This is a genomic window from Actinoplanes sp. NPDC051537 (assembly GCF_055586105.1).
This window is the reverse complement of the sequence record NZ_JBVJIU010000016.1, coordinates 89,514-108,343: the sequence shown is the minus strand read 5'-3', so window position 1 is coordinate 108,343 and position 18,830 is coordinate 89,514. Positions and strand designations below refer to the sequence as shown.

Below are 18,830 nucleotides of genomic sequence, written 5' to 3'. Positions count from 1 at the left end.
ATGGCCGAACCCACGATCCCCGAGGGCCGCAACGCATCGACCAGCGTGAACGTGGCCCGTCCCCTGCGGGCCGCCACGGGCGCGCTCACCACGACGGTCGCCGTCGCGTTCCCGGTCTTCCTCGTGGGCGGTCTCGCCGTACAAGTAAGTGATGATCTTCGATTTTCTCCGGCAGGCCTCGGCCTCGCCGTCTCGGCCTACTTCGGGGCCAGCGCGCTCGCGTCGATCCCGGCCGGCGCGCTCGTCGAGCGGTACGGCGCCGCGCGCATCTCGAAGTACGGCATCGTGCTCGCGGCCGCCTCGATGCTGGGGATCGCGATCGGCGCCCATGCACTGTGGAGCCTCATCGCCATCCTCGCCCTCGGGGCCGGCGCGAACGCGATGGGGCAGCTCGCCAGCAACACCAGCCTGTCCCGGCACGTGCCCCCGGGACGGCAGGGTCTCTCGTTCGGCGTGAAGCAGGCCGCGATCCCGGTGAGCACGCTGCTGGCGGGCGCGGCGGTCCCGGTGGTCGCCTTGACCATCGGGTGGCGGTGGGCCTTCGTCCTGGGCGGTCTCCTGGCGTTGCTGGCGATCCCTCTCGTGCCGATCGACCGCGAATACAGCACTATTTCGCGAAATAGTGGGCAAAGGCGGGGCGCTCTGGTCGTCGTCGGGCTGGCTGCCACCCTCGCGGCGGCCGCGGCCAACGCCCTCGGCACGTTCCTGGTCGACTCGGCGGTGGCTCGCGGCATCGCGCCCGGCCCGGCCGGACTGTCCCTCACGCTGGGTAGCGCCGTCTGCGTCGCGGCCCGCATCATCGGCGGCTGGCAGGCCGACCGGCGGCCCGGCCGTCAGGTCGGCGTCATCGCCGGGCTGCTCGCCTGCGGCGCGGTCGGCCTCGCACTGCTCGCCGTGCCCGGCTCGATCTCGCTGGTCGCCGGCGTGGTGCTCGGCTTCGGCCTCGGCTGGTCCTGGCCGGGCCTGATGAACTTCGCCGTGGTGCGCCTGCACCCACAGGCGCCGGCCGCCGCCACGTCGATCACCCAGACGGGCGTCTACCTCGGGGGATGCGTCGGACCGCTCGGCCTCGGCGCGGTAGCCACCGTGTCCGGGTACCCCACCATGTGGATCGTCGCCGCGGTGGCCATGGTCAGCGCGGCCGCCCTGATGCTGCTGGGAAGCCGCCTGCTCAGCCAGTGAAGCCGGGCCCGCCTGCTCAGCCAGTGAAGCCGGCCCGCCTGCTCAGCCAGTGAAGCCGGCCCGCCTGCTCAGCCAATGAAGCCGGGCCCGCCTGCTCAGCGGGGAAGCAGAAGGCTCAGCTCGTCCGGTCGGCGATGAAGTCGCAGAGCGCCTCCATCGCGCGCTTGGCTTCCCCCGCGGGCAGCGGGGCGAGCTGGGCGCGCGCCTCCTCGGCGTAGGTCCGCACGGTCTCGCGGGCCCGCTTCATCGCCGCCGAGTCGCGCAGCAACCCGAGCGCCTCGGCGTGCAGGGCGTCGTCGGTGATCGGTCCGGTCGCCAGGATCTCGCGCAGCCGCACCGCGGACGCGTCGGTGTCGTCGCCCGCCAGCGCGTAGAGCACCGGCAGCGTCGGCACACCCTCGCGCAGGTCGGTGCCGGGCGTCTTGCCCGACTGCACCGACTCGGACGCGATGTCGAGCAGGTCGTCGGAGAGCTGGAACGCGATGCCGATGATCTCGCCGTAGCCCGCGAGCGCCTCGACGAACTCGGCCGGCGCGCCGGAGAACATGCCGCCGAAGCGCACCGAGGTGGCGATCAGGGAGGCCGTCTTCTCGGTGATGACGTGCAGGTAGTGCTCGATCGGGTCGGCGTCGCGCGGGCCCACGGTCTCGGCGATCTGCCCGTGCACGAGCCGCGCGAACGTGCGCGCCTGCAGGTGGACGGCCTCGGGCCCGAGAGAGGCGGCGATGTCGGCGGCGCGGGCGAAGAGGTAGTCGCCCACCAGGATCGCCACCGAGTTGCCCCAGCGGGAGTTGGCGCTGGGCGCGCCCCGCCGGACGGGCGCCTCGTCCATCACGTCGTCGTGGTAGAGCGTCGCGAGGTGGGTCAGCTCCACCACGTTCGCCGCGGCGATGATCTCGGGCGACTGCGGGTCGCCGAACTGCGCCCCGAGGGCCACCAGAAGCGGACGGAACCGTTTGCCACCGGCATCGGCGAGATGCCGCGCAGCCTCGGCCACCAACGGATCGGCGCTGGCCACGTTGGCCCGTAGCGCCTCCTCCACAGCGGCCAGCGTCGCTGTGACCGACGCATCGACCTCCGGGTCGATGTCGAGGCCGAGCGACGACAGCGTCATGTCACCGGTGCTCACCACACTTTCACGATGCCATACCGGCCTCACGCTTCCGGTCCCAGGGGTCTCCGTCACAAGATCAAAATCGAATTCCCGCGCCCGTACGCCCGGAGCACCGTCCCCCGCCTGATCATTTCCAGCCGCTGACCGCCGCCCCTGGTCGCCATGTCCGGGAGGCGCGCGACTCCCGGGGATGGTCACCCCGACCAGCAGCCCCGGCCCGGCATGCGTGGCGCCCCGTCCGAGGTGGAGCGCCGACCGGTCGAGCGCCTCGGGCCAGGCTCGACGCTTCGGGCCGGACCCGGCGCCCGCCGTCGCCCGGCGCACCGCCACCGCGGCACATCGCCACCGCCCAGCGCCGCCGCCCACCATCGCCCGGCGCACCGTCACCGCGGCACATCGCCACCGCCCAGCGCCGCCGCCCGCCATCGCTCGGCGCGCCGCCACCGCGGCACATCGCCACCGCCCAGCGCTGCCGCGGACGGCATTCCCCGCCCGACCCCGCGCACGTACCCAGACCTCGCTGCAGGTCCCCGAGATGCTCCGCCGTCCCGGCGGAACACCCATCACGTCGGCCCCACCCTGCGTCCACCATGCCGCCCGAGCCGATCATTTCCGGCCACGGCCGCATGCTCGGCCTAGGGTGTGATCACGCGCACCCCGGGCCAGCGCCGACCCGGGTCGCGCCGGGCCAGCCGGGCCCGGGACGGCTCGACGCCGATCCGCCGCGGGTTGCGCCGCCAGATGCCGTCCAGCAGGTCGTCGACGCCGAGCGGCGCGCACACGTGCACGCGGTCGCCGGAGTCGAGACGGACGGCCACCGCGGTCGCCGTCTCCGGCCACGTCGCCACGCCGTCGGCGGTCGAGACCAACGGCTCGACCGGGCCGCCCGGGAACTCCTCGTGGTACCAGGTGTGCACCGCCGCCTGGTTGGTCGCCTCCCACGGCACGCCGGGACCGTTCGCCGCCAGAAGCTCCGTGGCGACCTGATCGCGTCCCCGGCGACGATCGTCCGGGTCGAAGAACGCCACGTCCACGTCGCGAACCTCGGCGGGCCGGAACCCGGTGCCGTAGCGCCGGCCCCAGACCAGATCGCGCAGCACCCCGGCGCCGACCCAGGCGTCGGGCAGACCCGCGTCGCGCACGACCCGCAGGACCCCGAGCAACCAGTCGCACTCCCCCACGATCCCGGCCAGCTCGTCTCCACGGACGACGAAGGGCCCCGGCCGTGGCGACCGGGGCCCCTCGGACATCACGAGATCAGCGGACGAACTGGGCCGCGTCGCGGGTCAGGTCGATCAGTGGGGCCGGGGCGACGCCCAGCGCCAGGGTGGCGATCACGCCGATGGCCAGGGCCGCCGACGTCAGGAAGCCCGGGATGGAGACCGTCGGGGTGGACTCGCCCGGCTCGCTCAGCCAGAGCATCACGACGACCCGCAGGTACGGGAAGGCGATCAGCATGCTGGTGATCACGCCGAAGATGACCAGCCAGGTCTGCCCACCCTCGATCGCGGCCCCGAAGACCGCGAACTTGCTGGTGAAGCCGCTGGTCAGCGGGATACCGGCGAAGGCCAGCAGGATGAAGGTGAAGGTCGCGGCGAAGAGCGGGCTCTTGCGGCCCAGGCCGGCCCACCGGGAGAGGTGGGTGGCCTCGCCGTCGGCGTCGCGCACCAGGGTCACGATGCCGAAGGCGGCGAGCACCGAGAAGCCGTACGCGACCAGGTAGAACATCGTGCTGCTCAGGCCCTCCTTGTTGAGCGCCAGGACGCCCACCAGGAGGTAGCCCGCGTTCGCCACCGAGGAGTAGGCGAGCAGCCGCTTCATGTCGGTCTGCGTCACCGCGAGCACCGCGCCGACCAGCATGGTCAGGACCGCGATGACGCCCAGCACCGGCTGGAAGTCCCAGCGCACGCCCTCGAACGCCACGTAGAGCACCCGCAGCAGGGCGCCGAACGCGGCGACCTTCGTGCACGCCGCCATCAGCGCCGTGATCGGGGTTGGCGCGCCCTGGTAGACGTCCGGCGTCCAGACGTGGAACGGCGCGAGCGCCGCCTTGAAGAGCAGCCCGATCGCCAGCATCGCGAGTCCGGCGTACAGGAGAACCTGGCTCTTGCTCGGCGCCGCCACCGCGGCGTGCACCTCGCTGAGCGAGATGCCGCCCGAGAAGCCGTAGATGAGCGCCACGCCGAACAGGAAGAACGCCGAGGCGTACGAACCGAGGAGGAAGTACTTGAGTGCCGCCTCCTGGCTGAGCAGGCGACGCCGGCGGGCGAGCGCGCACAGCAGGTAGAGCGGCAGCGAGAAGACCTCGAGCGCGACGAACATGGTCAGCAGGTCGTTCGCCGAGACGAACAGCAGCATGCCGCCGAGCGCGAACAGCGTCAGCGGGTAGACCTCGGTCGCGCCGGGCTGCTCGCCCGCCTGCCGCAGGTCCTTCTGCGAGCCGACGGTGATCGCGGCCTGGGAGACGAACGCGCCGCCCCGGTCGATCGTCCGCTCGCCGATCAGCATCAGCGAGACCGCGCCGAGCACCAGGATCGAGCCCTGGAGGAACAGCGTGGGCCCGTCGATCGCGACCGCGCCGCCGATCGTCACCGTCCGCTTGTGGTGCTGGGCGATGACGACGACGACCGCGGCGATGATCGCGAGGAACGACAGGGACAGCTGGATCGTGTGGCGCGACCGGCGTGGGACGAGCGCCTCGACGAGGACGCCGACGCAGGCGACCCCGAAGAGGATCAGCATCGGCGCCAGTGCCGCGTAGTCGATGGCAGGAAGTTTGAGATCTTCCATGGCTAGCGCGCCCCTCCATTGGCGGTGACCGCCGTCGGGCCTGGATCTTGGGTACCGACGTCCTGCATGGTCGCCTGGACCGCCGGGTTGATCACATCGGTGACCGGCTTCGGGTAGAAGCCGAGCAGGATGAGCAGGATGATCAGCGGCGCGACCACGACCTTCTCCCGCAAGGTGATGTCCTTGCGCATGGCCGGCACCTCTGCGAGGGCCGGGTTCAGGGTGCCCTGAGTGGTCCGCTGGACCATCCAGAGGACGTACGCGGCGGCGAGGATGATGCCCGCGGTCGCAATCACCGCGTACGCCTTGTGCACCGTGAACGTCCCGATCAGCACCAGGAACTCGCTGATGAACGGCGCCGTGCCGGGCAGCGCGAGCGACGCGAGACCGGCGAAGAAGAGCACCCCGGCCAGGACCGGCGTCAGCTTGCCGGCGCCGCCGAAGTCGCTCACCAGGTTGGAGTTGCGCCGGGCCACGTACATGCCGACCACGATGAACAGCAGGCCGGTGGCCAGACCGTGATTGACCATGTAGAGCACCGCGCCGGTGCCGGCCTGGGTCGTGAACGCGAAGATGCCGATGCCGATGAAGCCGAAGTGCGCGATCGACGTGTACGAGACGAGCCGCTTGAGGTCGTTCTGGCCGACCGCGAGCAGCGCCGCGTAGATGATGCCGATGACCGCGAGCACCAGGGCGGCCGGCGCGAACCAGCGCGACGCCTCCGGGAACAGCGGGAGGCAGTACCGCAGGATGCCGAAGGTGCCGACCTTGTCCATCACGCCGACGAGCAGCGCGGCCGCACCGGCCGGGGCGGCGCCACCGGCGTCCGGCAGCCAGGTGTGGAACGGGAAGAACGGCGCCTTGATCGCGAAGGCCACGAAGAAGCCGAGGAACAGCCAGCGGGCCGTGTTCTGGTCGATCGAGTTGACCGACTGGATCAGCTTGGTGAAGTCGAAGGTGTGGCCGCCGACGACCCACAGGCCGATCACCGAGGCCAGCATGAACAGGCCGCCGACCAGGCTGTACAGGAAGAACTTGACCGCCGCGTACTGCCGGCGGGGCCCGCCGAACGACCCGATGATGAAGTACATCGGGATCAGCATGATTTCGAAGAACACGTAGAACAGGAAGACGTCGCCGGCCGCGAAGACGCCGATCATCGTGAACTCGAAGGCCAGCAGCAGCGCGAAGTACACCGGCGCCGACCGCTTGCTCTCGTCGACGTCGTTCCAGGACGCCAGGATCACGACCGGCGTGAGCACCGCGATCAGCATCAGCAGGACGAGCGCGATGCCGTCGGCCTCGAACGTGAACCGGGCGCCCCACGAGGGGATCCAGGCGTACGAATCGCGGAACTGGAATCGGTCACCGTCGACCTTGAAGGCGATCCACATGAAGATGCTGAGCACCAGAACGACGAGCGACCAGACGAGCGCCACCGTCTTGGCGAGCTCGGCGTTGCGCCGCGGGATCGCGCCGACCACGATCGCGCCCACCAGTGGCAGGAGCGTCAGGATCGGCAGGAAAGGGAAGTCGCTCATGCCAGCCACCCCAACTGGATCGCGAGGAAGGCGCCCAGTACGAGCACGACGCCGGTGAGCATGGAGAGGGCGTACGAGCGGACGAAGCCGGTCTGCAGTCTTCGTAGTCGTCCGGAGCTGCCGCCGACGCCGGCCGCGATGCCGTTGACCAGGCCGTCGATGCCCTTGTTGTCGAAGTAGACCAGCGCCCGCGTCAGGTAGATGCCGGGACGCTCGAACACCGCCTCGTTGAACGCGTCGGTGTAGAGGTTGCGCCGCGCGGCGGTGACCACGACTCCGGCCGGCTGCTCCTGCAGCGCCGTGCCCCGGCGGAAGAGCGCGACCGCGATCAGCGCGCCGACGACCGAGAACACCAGGCCGAGCACCAGGATCAGCCACTTGGCCATGACCGGCTCGCCCTCGCCCTCCCCGGTGACCGGCTCCAGCCAGTCGGGGATGCTCGTCGAGAGCAGGTAGCCGGCGCCGATCGAGCCGAGCGCCAGGATCATCAGCGGCACGGTCATGATGTACGGCGACTCGTGCGGGTGCTTGTTGTCCTCGGTGTAGCGCTCGGGCCCGTGGAAGGTCAGCCAGTACAGCCGGGTCATGTAGAACGCGGTCAGTCCGGCGCCGAGCAGCGCGACCCAGCCGTACAGCCACGAGGTCCAGTCGCCGCGGGCGAAGGCCGCCTCGATGATCGGGTCCTTCGAGAAGAAGCCGGACAGCGGCGGGATGCCGATGATCGCGAGCCAGCCCATCATGAAGGTGAGCCAGGTCCACCGCATGTACTTGCGCAGGCCGCCGAACCGCCGGATGTCGACCTGGTCGTGCATGCCGTGCATGACCGAGCCGGCGCCGAGGAACATGTTGGCCTTGAAGAAGCCGTGCGCCAGCAGATGGATGATGGCCAGCGCGTACGCGCCGCCGCCGAGCCCGACGCCGAGGAACATGTAGCCGATCTGGCTGACCGTCGACCAGGCCAGGACCCGCTTGATGTCGTCCTTCGCGGCGCCGATGATGCAGCCCATCAGCAGGGTGAGCGCGCCGACGCTGACCACGATCGTCTGCAGCGCGTGGTTGGCCGAGAAGATGTAGTTCGAGCGGGCGATCAGGTAGACGCCGGCGGTGACCATCGTCGCCGCGTGGATGAGGGCCGAGACCGGGGTCGGGCCCTCCATGGCGTCCGGCAACCAGGCCTGCAGCGGGAACTGGCCGGACTTACCGGCCGCCCCGAGCAGCAGCAGGATGCCCAGGATCAGCACCGTGGTCGCGGAGAGCGAGCCGATGCCGTTGAAGACGGCCGAGTACTGGGTGGTGCCCAGCGTCGCGAACATGATGAAGATGCCGACCGCCAGGCCGGCGTCGCCGACCCGGTTCATCAGGAACGCCTTCTTGCCGGCCGTGGCCGCCGAGGGGCGGGTGTACCAGAAGGAGATCAGCAGGTAGGAGGCGAGACCCACGCCCTCCCAGCCGAAGTACAGCATCACGTAGTTGTTGCCGAGAACCAGCAGCAGCATGGCCGCGACGAAGAGGTTGAAGTAGCCGAAGAACTTCCGGCGTCCCGGGTCGTGCTCCATGTAGCCGACCGCGTACAGGTGGATCAGCGAGCCGACGCCCGTGATCAGCAGGACGAAGACGCCCGACAGCGGGTCGAAGAGCAGGCCGAAGTCGACATGCAGCTTGCCCACCGCGATGAAGTCCCACATGCTCAGCTCGGCCGAGCGGTGCTCGGCGTTCAGGCCGCCGAGCTTGATGAAGAAGATCAGCCCAAGCACGAAGGTGGCCGCCACCGCGAGGACGCCTAGCCAGTGTCCCCACTTGTCGGCCCGCTTTCCGAGGAGCAGCAGGACCGCGGCGCTGGCAAGCGGAATGGCTACCAACAGCCAGATTCCGCCCAACACTCCCGTCGCGTGGGCATACTCCACTGTCTGTTCCACAGGAAGGCCCCTTTAGTACTTAAGAAGGTTCGCGTCGTCGACGCTCGCCGAGCGTCGCGTACGGAAAATCGACATGATGATGGCGAGGCCCACCACGACCTCGGCCGCCGCGACGACCATCACGAAGAACGAGATGATCTGGCCGTCGAGCGTGCCGTTGATGCGGCTGAAGGTGACCAGCGCCAGGTTCGCCGCGTTGAGCATGAGCTCGATGCACATGAACAGCACGATCGCGTTCCGGCGGATGAGGACCCCGGTGGCACCGATGGTGAACAGGATCGCCGCCAGGACCAGGTAGTAGTCGACAGTCACTTCTCTGTTCCCTTCGGAGCCGCCTCGGAGGCGCTCAGCTCACGCACGGGCAGAATCGGCGAGATGCTCCGCTCGGACCCGTTGCCGTCCGGCAGCCGGGCCGGCGCGGCCACCGACATCGTGTTGGCGTAGACGCCCGGGCCCGCCTTGGCGCCCGGGTAGTTGCCCGGCCGGAAGCGCTGGGTCATGCGGGTGACCTGGTCGTGGATGTCGGCCTTGGCCCGCTCGACGTGCGCCAGCACCATCGCGCCGACCGCCGCCGTGATCAGCAGGGCCGACGTGACCTCGAACGCGAAGACGTAGCGGGTGAACAACAGCCGGGCCAGGCCCTGAACGTTGCCGTTCGCGTTGGCCGCGGTGAGGCCGACCGCGGGGGTGTCGCCGAGCGCCCGGGCCAGGCCGGTGCCGATCAGGATCGCGAAGCCGACGCCGAGCACGATCGCCGCGACCCGCTGGCCGCGCAAGGTCTCGATCAGCGAATCGGACGCGTCCCGGCCGACCAGCATCAGCACGAACAGGAACAGCATCATGATCGCGCCGGTGTAGACGATGATCTGCACGGCGCCCAGGAACGGCGCCGCGTTGACCACGTACAGGAAGCCCAGGCAGAGCATGGTCAGCACCAGCCAGAGCGCGGAGTGCACCGCGTTGCGGGCGATCACCATGCCGAGCGCGCCGAGCACCGCGATCGAGCCCAGAATCCAGAAGGCCCACGCCTCGCCGGTCGATACGTGCGTCATCGGACGGCCTCCGCATTTCCGCTGCCGTCGGAGGCCTCGTTGGTCGCCCACGGGGCCCGCTCCGCCCCGGCCGACGTGCCCGGGTTGGTCAGCGCACCGAGGTAGTAGTCCTTGTCGGTCTCGCCCAGGCGCATCGGGTGCGGCGGCTGCTCCATGCCCGGCAGCAGCGGCGCCAGCAGTTCCTTCTTCGTGAAGATCAGGTCCTGCCGGCTGTCGCGGGCCAGCTCGTACTCGTTGCTCATGGTCAGCGAACGGGTCGGGCAGGCCTCGATGCACAGGCCGCAGAAGATGCAGCGCGCGTAGTTGATCTGGTAGATCGAGGCGTACCGCTCACCGGGCGAGTAGCGCTCCTCGTCGGTGTTGTCGCCACCCTCGACGTAGATCGCGTCGGCCGGGCAGGCCCAGGCGCACAGCTCGCAGCCGATGCACTTCTCGAGGCCGTCCGGGTGCCGGTTGAGGATGTGCCGCCCGTGGTAGCGCGGCGCCGGCGTCGGCGGGGAGAACGGATAGTCGGTGGTGATGACCTTGCGGAACATGTGCGCGAAGGTCACTCCGAAGCCCTTGAAGGAGCCGAGGAACGTCGACACGTCACACCTCCTTGGATTCGGAGTCGCCGCCGACGGTGGCGGGGGTGCGTTCGGCCACCGCGCGGCGGGCCCGCGGGCTCGGGGGTACCTGCAGGTCCATCGGGGGAACCGGGAAGCTGCCCGGCGGGCGGGCGGCGATCTGTTCCTCCAGGGACAACTTGCGAGGCTTGCGGCTGGCCGGCCAGAACATGGCCACCAGCAGGATGACGACCACGATGCCGCCGATGGTGATCCACTTGGTGCGGTCGGACTGGTGGCTGTTCGCGACCTTCACGTACGACAGGAAGAGGATCCACACCAGGTTGACCGGGATGAGGACCTTCCAGCCGAAGCGCATGAACTGGTCGTAGCGCATCCGGGGCAGGGTGGCCCGCAGCCAGATGAAGCCGAACAGCAGGATCAGCACCTTGCCGAAGAACCAGAGCAGCGGCCACCAGCCGGAGTTCGCGCCGCTCCAGAACGTGATCGGCCACGGGGCACGCCACCCACCGAGGAAGAGCGTGGTACAAAACGCCGACACGGTGATCATGTTGATGTACTCGGCGAGGAAGAACATCGCGAACTTGAACGACGAGTACTCCGTGTGGAAGCCGCCGACCAGCTCGGACTCGGCCTCGGGCAGGTCGAACGGCGCCCGGTTGGTCTCGCCGACGGCCGCGATGCAGTAGATGATGAAGCTCGGGAACAGCAGCACCGCGTACCAGCTCGGCGTGGTGGGGTGCCAGCCGAGGATGTCGAAGCTCGCCTGGTTGCCGTTCGCCTGCGCGGCCACGATCTGCGAGGTGCTCATCGTGCCGGCGGTCATGAAGACCGCGACGATCGAGAGACCCATGGCGACCTCGTACGAGATCATCTGCGCGCTGGACCGGAGGCCACCCAGCAGCGGGTAGGTCGAACCGGACGCCCAGCCGGCCAGCACCACGCCGTACACGCTCATCGAGGAGCAGGCCAGCAGCACCAGCACCGAGACCGGCACGTCGGTGAGCTGAAGCGCGGTCTTCTGGCCGAACATGCTGACCACGGGGCCGAACGGGATCACCGCGAACGCCGTGAACGCCGTCGTACAGGAGATCACCGGCGCGATGAAATAGACCACCTTGTCGGCGGTCTTCGGGATGATCTCTTCCTTGAACGGCAGCTTCAGGCCGTCGGTGAGGCTCTGCAGCCACCCCTTCGGGCCGACCTGGTTGGGACCCGGCCGGACCGCCATCCGGGCCACGACCTTGCGCTCGTAGTTGATCGTGAAGAGCGTCAGCAGCAGCAGGATCACGAAGACCCCGAACAGCTTGATCAGCGAGATCCACCAGACCGTGTGCTCGAACGACTCGAGCGTCGGATCCTGGGCCAGGATCATCTCTTTCATGCGTTCTTCGCCCCCTCGGCGAGGATCGGACCCGGCTTGCCGGCGCTGAGCCGGACCACCGCGCCCGAAGTGACGCCGAGGCTGCGACGCACCGTCGAGCCTGGCGAGTTCGTGGGAAGCCACACCACCTGCGGGGGCAGGTCGGTGATCGCGGCCGGCAGCGTGACGCCGCCGCGATCGGTGCTGACGGTGACCGCGTCACCCTCGGCGACACCGAGCGACTCGGCCAGGTCCTTGCCGATCCGCACGAGCGGCGGCCGGGCCGTGCCCTTGAGCACGTCGTCACCGTCGAGCAGCGAGCCCTGGTCGATCAGGTGGTGCCAGGTGGCGAGGACCGCTTCGCCGGCGCCCGGCTTCGGCGCCGCGGCGGTCGCGACCGACGGGTGCGACGGGCGGGCCGACTTGCTCGCCGGCATGGCGCCGAGCTCGCGGCGGATCGCCATCACGTCGCCGGTGCCCAGCGTGACCTCGAGCAGGGCCCCGATCGCCTCGAGCACCCGGCCGTCGGTCATCGCCGTGGTCGGCAGGACGGTCCCGAACGAGCGGAGCCGGCCCTCCCAGTCCATGAACGTGCCGGACTTCTCCTGGGCCGGGGCCACCGGGAGCACCACGTCGGCGCGGCGGGTGACCGCGCTTCCGCGGATCTCCAGGCTGACCACGAAGCCGGCCTGGTCGAGCGCCTGCTCGGCCAGTCGCGGGTCGGCCAGGTCGGCCGGGTCGACGCCGGCGACCAGCAGGCCGCCGAGCGACCCGTCCGCGGCCGCCTTGATGATCGCGTCGGTGTCGCGTCCCGCCCGGCTGGGCAGGGCGCCGGCCTCGACGCCCCAGGCCAGCGAGAGCTCGGCGCGGGCCGACGGGTCGGTGACCGGGCGGCCACCGGGGAGCAGGTTGGGCAGGCACCCGGCGTCGACCGCGCCGCGGTCGCCGGCCCGGCGCGGCACCCAGGCGAGCCGGGCGCCGGTGCGGTCCGCCAGCGCGGCCGCGGCGGAGAGGCCGCCGGGCACGCCGGCCAGGCGCTCGCCGACGATCAGCAGCGCGCCCGGTGTGCCGAGCGCGGCGGCGACCGCCGCGTCCTCGGCCAGGATCGTGGCCTCCGCGCCCGGGGCGGCCGCGACGAGCGCGGCGCCGAGCTTGGCGAAGCCCCGGGTGAGGAACGGCGCGACCGCGGTGACGCGCAGCTTGCCGCGGTTGGCGGCCTTGCGCAGCCGCAGGAAGAGGATGGGGCACTCCTCCTCCGGCTCGAGGCCGACGATGACCGCGGCCGGCGCGTTCTCGACGTCGTCGTAGGTGACGTCGGAGACGCCGCCCGCGACCGAGGAGGCCAGGAAGTCGGCCTCTTCGGCGCTCAGCGGGCGGGCCCGGAAGTCGATGTCATTGGTGCCGAGCGCGACCCGGGCGAACTTCGCGTACGCGTACGCGTCCTCCACCGTGAGCCGGCCACCGGTGAGCACGCCGACGCCGCCGGCGGCCTTGGCCGCCTTGAGCCCCTCGGCCGCCGCCAGCAGCGCCTCGCTCCAGGAGGCCTCCCGCAGCTCGCCGGTGCGGGCGTCGCGGATCTGCGGGTTCATGATCCGGTCGTTCGCGGTGGCGTAGCGGAAGCCCCAACGGCCCTTGTCGCAGTTCCACTCCTCGTTCACCGCCGCGTCGTCGCCGGCCAGGCGCCGGAGCACCTTGCCGCGGCGGTGGTCGGCGCGCATCGAGCAGCCGGCCGCGCAGTGCTCGCACGCGGTCGGCGTGGAGACCAGGTCGAACGGGCGGGCCCGGAAGCGGTACTGCTCGCCGGTGAGCGCGCCCACCGGGCAGATCTGGATCGTGTTGCCGGAGAAGTACGAGTTGAAGGCGACGTCACCCTCGCCCTCGCCGACCTGCCCGTCGCCGGTGCCCCGGCCGCCGAAGAAGTCGTCCCGGTACACGTTGATCTGCTCGCCGGAGGAGCGGTCCATCAGGTCGATGAACTTGTCGCCGGCGATCTCCTCGGAGAACCGGGTGCAGCGCTGGCACAGGATGCACCGCTCGCGGTCCAGGAGCACCTGGCTCGAGATGTGGATCGGCTTCTCGTACTCGCGCTTGTGCTCGTGGAACCGGGATTCCGTACGCCCGTTGGACATCGCCTGGTTCTGCAGGGGGCATTCGCCGCCCTTGTCGCAGGTCGGGCAGTCGAGCGGGTGGTTGGCCAGCAGCAGCTCCATCACGCCGTGCTGGGCCTTGTCGGCCACCTCGGACGTCAGCTGGGTGTGCACCACCATGCCCTCGGCGACCGCCTGGGTGCACGACGCGACCGGCTTGCGCTGCCCCTCGATCTCGACCAGGCACTGGCGGCAGGCGCCGGCCGGGGCGAGCAGCGGGTGGTCGCAGAACCGGGGAATCGCGATGCCCATCCGCTCGGCGACCCGGATGACCAGCTCGCCCTTCGCGGCGGCGACCTCGATCCCGTCGATCGTCAGCGTGACGGTGTCAGCCTTCTTGGCTACGTCGGTCATCAGTGAGCTCCAACCAGAGCCTTGGCCGACAGACGCGGCGCGGTGCGGCCCTCGATGTAGTCCAGGTAGTCCTGGCGGAAGAACTTCAGGGTCGAGATGACCGGCGTGGCCGCGCCGTCCCCGAGACCGCAGAACGACCGGCCGAAGATGTTGTCCGCCGTGTCCTGCAGGGTGTCGAGGTCGGCGTACGTGCCCTCGCCGGAGAGGATCCGCCGGTAGGTGCGGACCATCCAGTAGTTGCCCTCGCGGCACGGGGTGCACTTGCCGCACGACTCGTGGTGGTAGAACTCGAGCCATCGCCAGGTCGCGTAGACCGGGCAGTCCTTGTCGCTGAAGATCTGCATGGCCGTGGTGCCCAGGATCGAGCCCGCGGCCGCGACGCCCTCGAAGTCCATCGCGGTGTCGATGTGCTCGGCCGTCAGCAGCGGGGTCGACGAGCCGCCCGGCGTCCAGAACTTCAGCTCGTGCCCGGGCTTCATGCCGCCGGCCAGCTCGATCAGCTCGCGCAGCGTGATGCCGAGGCCGCACTCGTACTGGCCGGGGTTGGCGATCCGGCCGGACAGCGAGTAGATCATCGGGCCGGACGACTTCTCCGTGCCCATGCTCTTCCACCAGTCGGCGCCGCCCAGCACGATGTAGGGCACGCTGGCGATGGTGCCGACGTTGTTGACCACCGTCGGGCTCGCGTACAGGCCGGCGATGGCCGGGAAGGGCGGGCGCAGCCGGGGCTGGCCGCGGAACCCCTCCAGCGAGTCGAGCAGCGCGGTCTCCTCGCCGCAGATGTACGCGCCGGCGCCGCTGTGCACGACCAGTTCGAGGTCGAAGCCCGTGCCCAGGATGTTCGTGCCGAGGTAGCCCTTGGCGTACGCCTGCTGGACCGCGCTGCGCAGCCGGCGCGCGGCGTGCACCGCCTCGCCGCGGATGTAGATGAAGGCGCGGTTGGCCCGGATCGCGTACGAGGCGATGATCGCGCCCTCGATCAGCGAGTGCGGGTCGTACGTCATCAGGGGCAGGTCCTTGCAGGTGCCCGGCTCGCCCTCGTCGGCGTTGATGACCAGGTAGTGCGGCTTGCCGTCGCCCTGCGGGATGAAGCCCCACTTCAGGCCCGTGGGGAAGCCCGCGCCGCCGCGGCCGCGCAGACCCGAGTCCTTGATCAGCTGGATCAGGTCGTCGGGGTGCACGTCGAGCGCCTTCTTCAGCGCCGCGTAGCCGTCCAGCCGCTCGTAGACGTCCAGTTTCCAGGCGTCCGGCGAGAGCCAGCGCTTGGTGAGGACCGGGGTCAGCTTCTCGAGAACCTCACGCCGTGGCTGCGTCACTTCTTCTCCTCGCGAGCCGGCTTGGTCTTGGTGATCGGGGCGTCGAGGTTGAAGTTCGGCACCGCGATCCCGTGCTGCTGGGCGAGGTTCACGCCGCGCAGCGTGGGCGCGCCGGCCGGACCGTCGGCGACCGCGCCGTCCCGCTCGTCGGCGAAGCCGGCCAGCTGGTGCTGCATCTCCTTGAGCGAGCAGACCCGCGCGCCGCGCGTCGGCGTCGGCCGCTCGCCCTTGCGCAGGCTCTCGACCAGGGCGATCGCGCTCTCCGGCGTGGCCTCGTCGACGGCGAAGTCGTAATTGACCGTCACCACCGGCGCGTAGTCGCAGGCCGCCAGGCACTCGGCGTGCTCGAGCGTGATCCGGCCGTCCGAGGTGGTCTCGTCGTGGCCGACGCCGAGGTGGTCGTTCAGCCGGTCGTAGACGTCCTGGCCGCCCATCATGTTGCACAGCGTGTTGGTGCAGACGCTGACCAGGTATTCGCCGGTGGGCCGCCGCTTGTACATCGTGTAGAACGTGGCGACGGCGCCGACCTGGGCCTTGTTGATGCCCAGGACCTCGGCGCAGAAGGCCACGCCGTCGGGGCTGACGTGACCGTCCTCGGTCTGCACGAGGTGCAGCAGCGGGAGCAGAGCCGAGCGGCTGCGGCCCTCGGGGTAGCGCGCGATGATCTCGAGCGCGGCCGGGAGCAGCTTCTCGGCCAGCGGGGCTGCCGCGGCGGAGAACTCGATCTCATTCTCGCCCATTGCAGTGCGGCTCTGCCGCCTCGAAAGCTCAGTGTCGGACATTTAGCGGTCACACCCACCCATCACGGGGTCCAGGGATGCGCCGCCGGCGATGACGTCGGCCAGCAGCGCGCCTTCGGCCATCGCCGGGATGGCCTGGAGGTTCACGAAGCTCGGGTCGCGCATGTGGACCCGGTACGGATGCGTGCCGCCGTCCGAGACCGCGTGCACACCGAGCTCGCCGCGCGGGTGCTCGATGCCGATGTAGACCTGGCCGGGCGGAACCCGGAAGCCTTCGGTCACGAGCTTGAAGTGGTGGATCAGCGACTCCATCGACTGACCCATGATCTTGGCGACGTGCTCGAGCGAGTTGCCCATGCCGTCGACGCCGATCGCGAGCTGGGCGGGCCAGGCGATCTTCTTGTCGGCGACGAAGATCGGGCCGGGCTTCAACCGGTCGAGCGCCTGCTCAACGATCTTGAGCGACTCCCGCATCTCGGCCATGCGCACCTGGTAGCGGCCCCACACGTCGCCGGTGGTCGCCGTCGGCACGTCGAACTCGTAGTTCTCGTAGCCGCAGTACGGCAGGGTCTTGCGCATGTCCCAGGCCAGGCCGGCCGAGCGCAGCACCGGGCCGGTGATGCCGAGCGCGAGGCAGCCGGTCACGTCGAGAACGGCCACGCCCTGGGTCCGCTGCTGCCAGATGATCTGGCCGGACAGCAGGTCCTCGTACTCCTTGAGCTTCTTCGGCAGGTAGACGAGGAAGTCGCGGATCTTCTTGATCGCCGACTCGGGGATGTCCTGCGCGACGCCGCCGGGACGGAAGTACGCGTGGTTCATCCGCAGACCGGACGTCTCCTCGAAGATGTCCAGGATGTACTCGCGCTCGCGGAAGCCGTACAGCATCATCGAGATCGCGCCGATCTCCATGCCCGCGGTCGCGAGCCAGACCAGGTGCGAGGAGATCCGGTTGAGCTCCATGAAGAGCACCCGGATCGTGTTGGCCCGCTCGGTGATCTGGTCGGTGATGCCGAGCAGCTTCTCCACCGCGAGGCAGTAACCGGCCTCGTTGAACAGCGGCGCGAGGTAGTCGGCCCGGGTCACGAACGTGGTGCCCTGAGTCCAGTTGCGGTACTCGAGGTTCTTCTCGATGCCGGTGTGCAGGTAGCCGATGACGCACCGGGCCTCGGTGACCGTTTCGCCCTCGAGCTCCAGCACGAGCCGGAGCACGCCGTGCGTGGACGGGTGCTGCGGTCCCATGTTGACGACGATCTTCTCGTTCGACAGCGGATCGATGCTGCCGGTGATCGTGTCCCAGTCGCCGCCGGTGACCGTGAAGACGCGGCCTTCGGTGGTCTCGCGTTCGGTTGCGTAGCCGCTTGAAGTCACTGGTAGACCCTCCGCTGGTCAGGAGGCGGAATCTCGGCGCCCTTGTACTCGACGGGAACGCCGCCGAGCGGATAGTCCTTGCGCTGCGGGTGCCCCTCCCAGTCGTCCGGCATGAGGATCCGGGTCAGGTTGGGGTGTCCGGTGAAGACGACGCCGAACATGTCGTACGTCTCCCGCTCCTGCCAGTCGGCGGTCGGGTAGACGCTGGTCACGCTCGGGACGGTGCCGTCGACCGGCACGGCCACCTCGAGGCGCACCACGCGGCGGTACGTCATCGAGGTCAGGTGGTAGGTGACGTGCAGCCGGCGAGCGTCGCTGTTCAGGTAGTCCACGCCGGACACCGAGGAGCAGAGCTCGAAGCGCAGCGACTCGTCGTCCCGCATGATCTGCGCGACCTCGGCGATCCGCTCCGGCTTGATGTGCAGCGTGAGCTCGCCACGGTCGACGACGACCTTCTCGATCGCGTCGGCGAAGCCGGGGTAGGCCTCCTCCAGCGCGTCGGTGACCTCGTCGAAATAGCTGCCGTACGGCTTGGGGCTGCCGACCACGTCGGGCTGCCGGCGGACCAGGCCGCCGAAGCCGGAGACGTCGCCGGTGCCGGTGATGCCGAACATGCCCTTCTGCGGGCTGGACGGCACCTGGGCGGGCGCGTCGATGTCGGCGCCGACCGGCTCCGCATTGACCGGCACGCCACCGGTGTTCTCGATACTCACTTCCCGTCCTCCCGCAGGTGCGGCCGCAGCTTCATCCAGTTCTCGATGCGCAGCTGTTCCTCGCGGCCTTCCTTGACGGCCTGCGTCCACTCCGCACGACGAACCTTGTCCACGCGGTACGACGAGGGCATCGCGCCGGGGGCCACGATCGGCATCTTGCCCTCGGCCTTGCGCGCCTCGAGCATCTTGCGGCCGTTCGGCCCGAGCGGCTGGGCCATGACCTTCTCGCGCATCTTGAGGATGGCGTCGATCAGCATCTCCGGCCGCGGCGGGCAGCCGGGCAGGTAGACGTCGACCGGGACGATGTGGTCCACGCCCTGCACGATCGCGTAGTTGTTGAACATGCCGCCGGACGACGCGCAGACACCCATGGAGATGACGGAGCGCGGCTCGGGCATCTGGTCGTAGATCTGCCGAACGACCGGGGCCATCTTCTGGCTCACCCGGCCGGCGACGATCATCAGGTCCGCCTGGCGGGGCGAGGCGCGGAAGACCTCCATGCCCCAGCGGCCGAGGTCGTAGTGCGGGCCGCCGGACGCCATCATCTCGATGGCGCAGCAGGCGAGACCGAACGTCGCGCCCCAGAACGAGGACTTGCGCGCCCAGTTCGAGAGCTTCTCGACCGACGTCAGGAGAATTCCGGCAGGGAGTTTCTCTTCGATTCCCAT

At 69.8% G+C, this 18,830-nt stretch carries 15 protein-coding genes and 1 pseudogene; 1 reads left to right on the top strand and 15 read right to left on the bottom strand.

Translation table 11 applies throughout. The features are described from left to right. Window positions 1-1,182 carry an MFS transporter gene (locus tag ACZ6TB_RS34435; protein ID WP_465561675.1) on the top strand — a complete coding sequence of 394 codons (1,182 nt, stop codon included), beginning with the start codon at window positions 1-3 and terminating at the stop codon, window positions 1,180-1,182. Window positions 1,183-1,297: 115 nt separating this feature from the next. Here the strand turns inward: ACZ6TB_RS34435 and ACZ6TB_RS34430 are convergent, their stop codons facing one another. The 15 genes and pseudogenes from ACZ6TB_RS34430 to ACZ6TB_RS34360 form a co-directional block, all read right to left on the bottom strand. After that, on the bottom strand, window positions 1,298-2,296 hold the full coding sequence (locus ACZ6TB_RS34430) for a polyprenyl synthetase family protein (protein WP_465561949.1): 999 nt from the start codon (window positions 2,294-2,296) through the stop codon (window positions 1,298-1,300). Between the two features lie 635 nt (window positions 2,297-2,931). Continuing rightward, window positions 2,932-3,546 (bottom strand): nucleotidyltransferase family protein, encoded by a 615-nt coding sequence (locus tag ACZ6TB_RS34425; protein ID WP_465561673.1) that lies wholly within the window; start codon window positions 3,544-3,546, stop codon window positions 2,932-2,934. 7 nt (window positions 3,547-3,553) lie between these two features. Further along, a complete protein-coding gene (nuoN, locus tag ACZ6TB_RS34420) occupies window positions 3,554-5,086 on the bottom strand; it encodes an NADH-quinone oxidoreductase subunit NuoN (RefSeq protein WP_465561672.1) in 1,533 nt (510 codons plus the stop codon). 2 nt (window positions 5,087-5,088) lie between these two features. Next, window positions 5,089-6,627 carry an NADH-quinone oxidoreductase subunit M gene (locus ACZ6TB_RS34415; RefSeq protein ID WP_465561671.1) on the bottom strand — a complete coding sequence of 513 codons (1,539 nt, stop codon included), beginning with the start codon at window positions 6,625-6,627 and terminating at the stop codon, window positions 5,089-5,091. Beyond that, window positions 6,624-8,543, bottom strand: a complete 1,920-nt coding sequence (gene nuoL, locus ACZ6TB_RS34410) for an NADH-quinone oxidoreductase subunit L (protein WP_465561669.1) — start codon at window positions 8,541-8,543, stop codon at window positions 6,624-6,626. The genes ACZ6TB_RS34415 and nuoL overlap by 4 nt, the downstream gene beginning before the upstream one ends. Window positions 8,544-8,555: 12 nt before the next feature. Further along, the gene (gene nuoK / locus ACZ6TB_RS34405) at window positions 8,556-8,855 is read right to left on the bottom strand and encodes an NADH-quinone oxidoreductase subunit NuoK (RefSeq protein WP_465561667.1); all 300 of its coding nucleotides are present in this window, start codon (window positions 8,853-8,855) and stop codon (window positions 8,556-8,558) included. Continuing rightward, window positions 8,852-9,595, bottom strand: coding sequence for an NADH-quinone oxidoreductase subunit J (locus tag ACZ6TB_RS34400; protein WP_465561666.1), 744 nt, complete (start codon window positions 9,593-9,595; stop codon window positions 8,852-8,854). Before ACZ6TB_RS34400 ends, nuoK begins: the two co-directional genes overlap by 4 nt. Next, on the bottom strand, window positions 9,592-10,182 hold the full coding sequence (gene nuoI / locus ACZ6TB_RS34395) for an NADH-quinone oxidoreductase subunit NuoI (RefSeq protein WP_465561664.1): 591 nt from the start codon (window positions 10,180-10,182) through the stop codon (window positions 9,592-9,594). Before nuoI ends, ACZ6TB_RS34400 begins: the two co-directional genes overlap by 4 nt. Window position 10,183: 1 nt before the next feature. After that, window positions 10,184-11,545 carry an NADH-quinone oxidoreductase subunit NuoH gene (nuoH, locus tag ACZ6TB_RS34390; RefSeq protein ID WP_465561662.1) on the bottom strand — a complete coding sequence of 454 codons (1,362 nt, stop codon included), beginning with the start codon at window positions 11,543-11,545 and terminating at the stop codon, window positions 10,184-10,186. Further along, on the bottom strand, window positions 11,542-14,025 hold the full coding sequence (locus tag ACZ6TB_RS34385; RefSeq protein WP_465561661.1) for an NADH-quinone oxidoreductase subunit G: 2,484 nt from the start codon (window positions 14,023-14,025) through the stop codon (window positions 11,542-11,544). Before ACZ6TB_RS34385 ends, nuoH begins: the two co-directional genes overlap by 4 nt. Continuing rightward, the gene (gene nuoF / locus ACZ6TB_RS34380; RefSeq protein ID WP_465561659.1) at window positions 14,025-15,341 is read right to left on the bottom strand and encodes an NADH-quinone oxidoreductase subunit NuoF; all 1,317 of its coding nucleotides are present in this window, start codon (window positions 15,339-15,341) and stop codon (window positions 14,025-14,027) included. The genes ACZ6TB_RS34385 and nuoF overlap by 1 nt, the downstream gene beginning before the upstream one ends. 32 nt (window positions 15,342-15,373) lie before the next feature. Then, window positions 15,374-16,081, bottom strand: a pseudogene (gene nuoE / locus ACZ6TB_RS34375) (NADH-quinone oxidoreductase subunit NuoE); the annotation flags it as partial. Window positions 16,082-16,123: 42 nt separating this feature from the next. Further along, entirely contained in the window at window positions 16,124-17,449 is a 1,326-nt protein-coding gene (locus ACZ6TB_RS34370) for an NADH-quinone oxidoreductase subunit D (protein WP_465561657.1), read from the bottom strand. Beyond that, on the bottom strand, window positions 17,446-18,162 hold the full coding sequence (locus tag ACZ6TB_RS34365) for an NADH-quinone oxidoreductase subunit C (protein WP_465561655.1): 717 nt from the start codon (window positions 18,160-18,162) through the stop codon (window positions 17,446-17,448). Before ACZ6TB_RS34365 ends, ACZ6TB_RS34370 begins: the two co-directional genes overlap by 4 nt. Next, complete coding sequence (locus ACZ6TB_RS34360) at window positions 18,159-18,830, bottom strand: NuoB/complex I 20 kDa subunit family protein (protein WP_465561653.1); 672 nt, start codon at window positions 18,828-18,830, stop codon at window positions 18,159-18,161. The genes ACZ6TB_RS34365 and ACZ6TB_RS34360 overlap by 4 nt, the downstream gene beginning before the upstream one ends.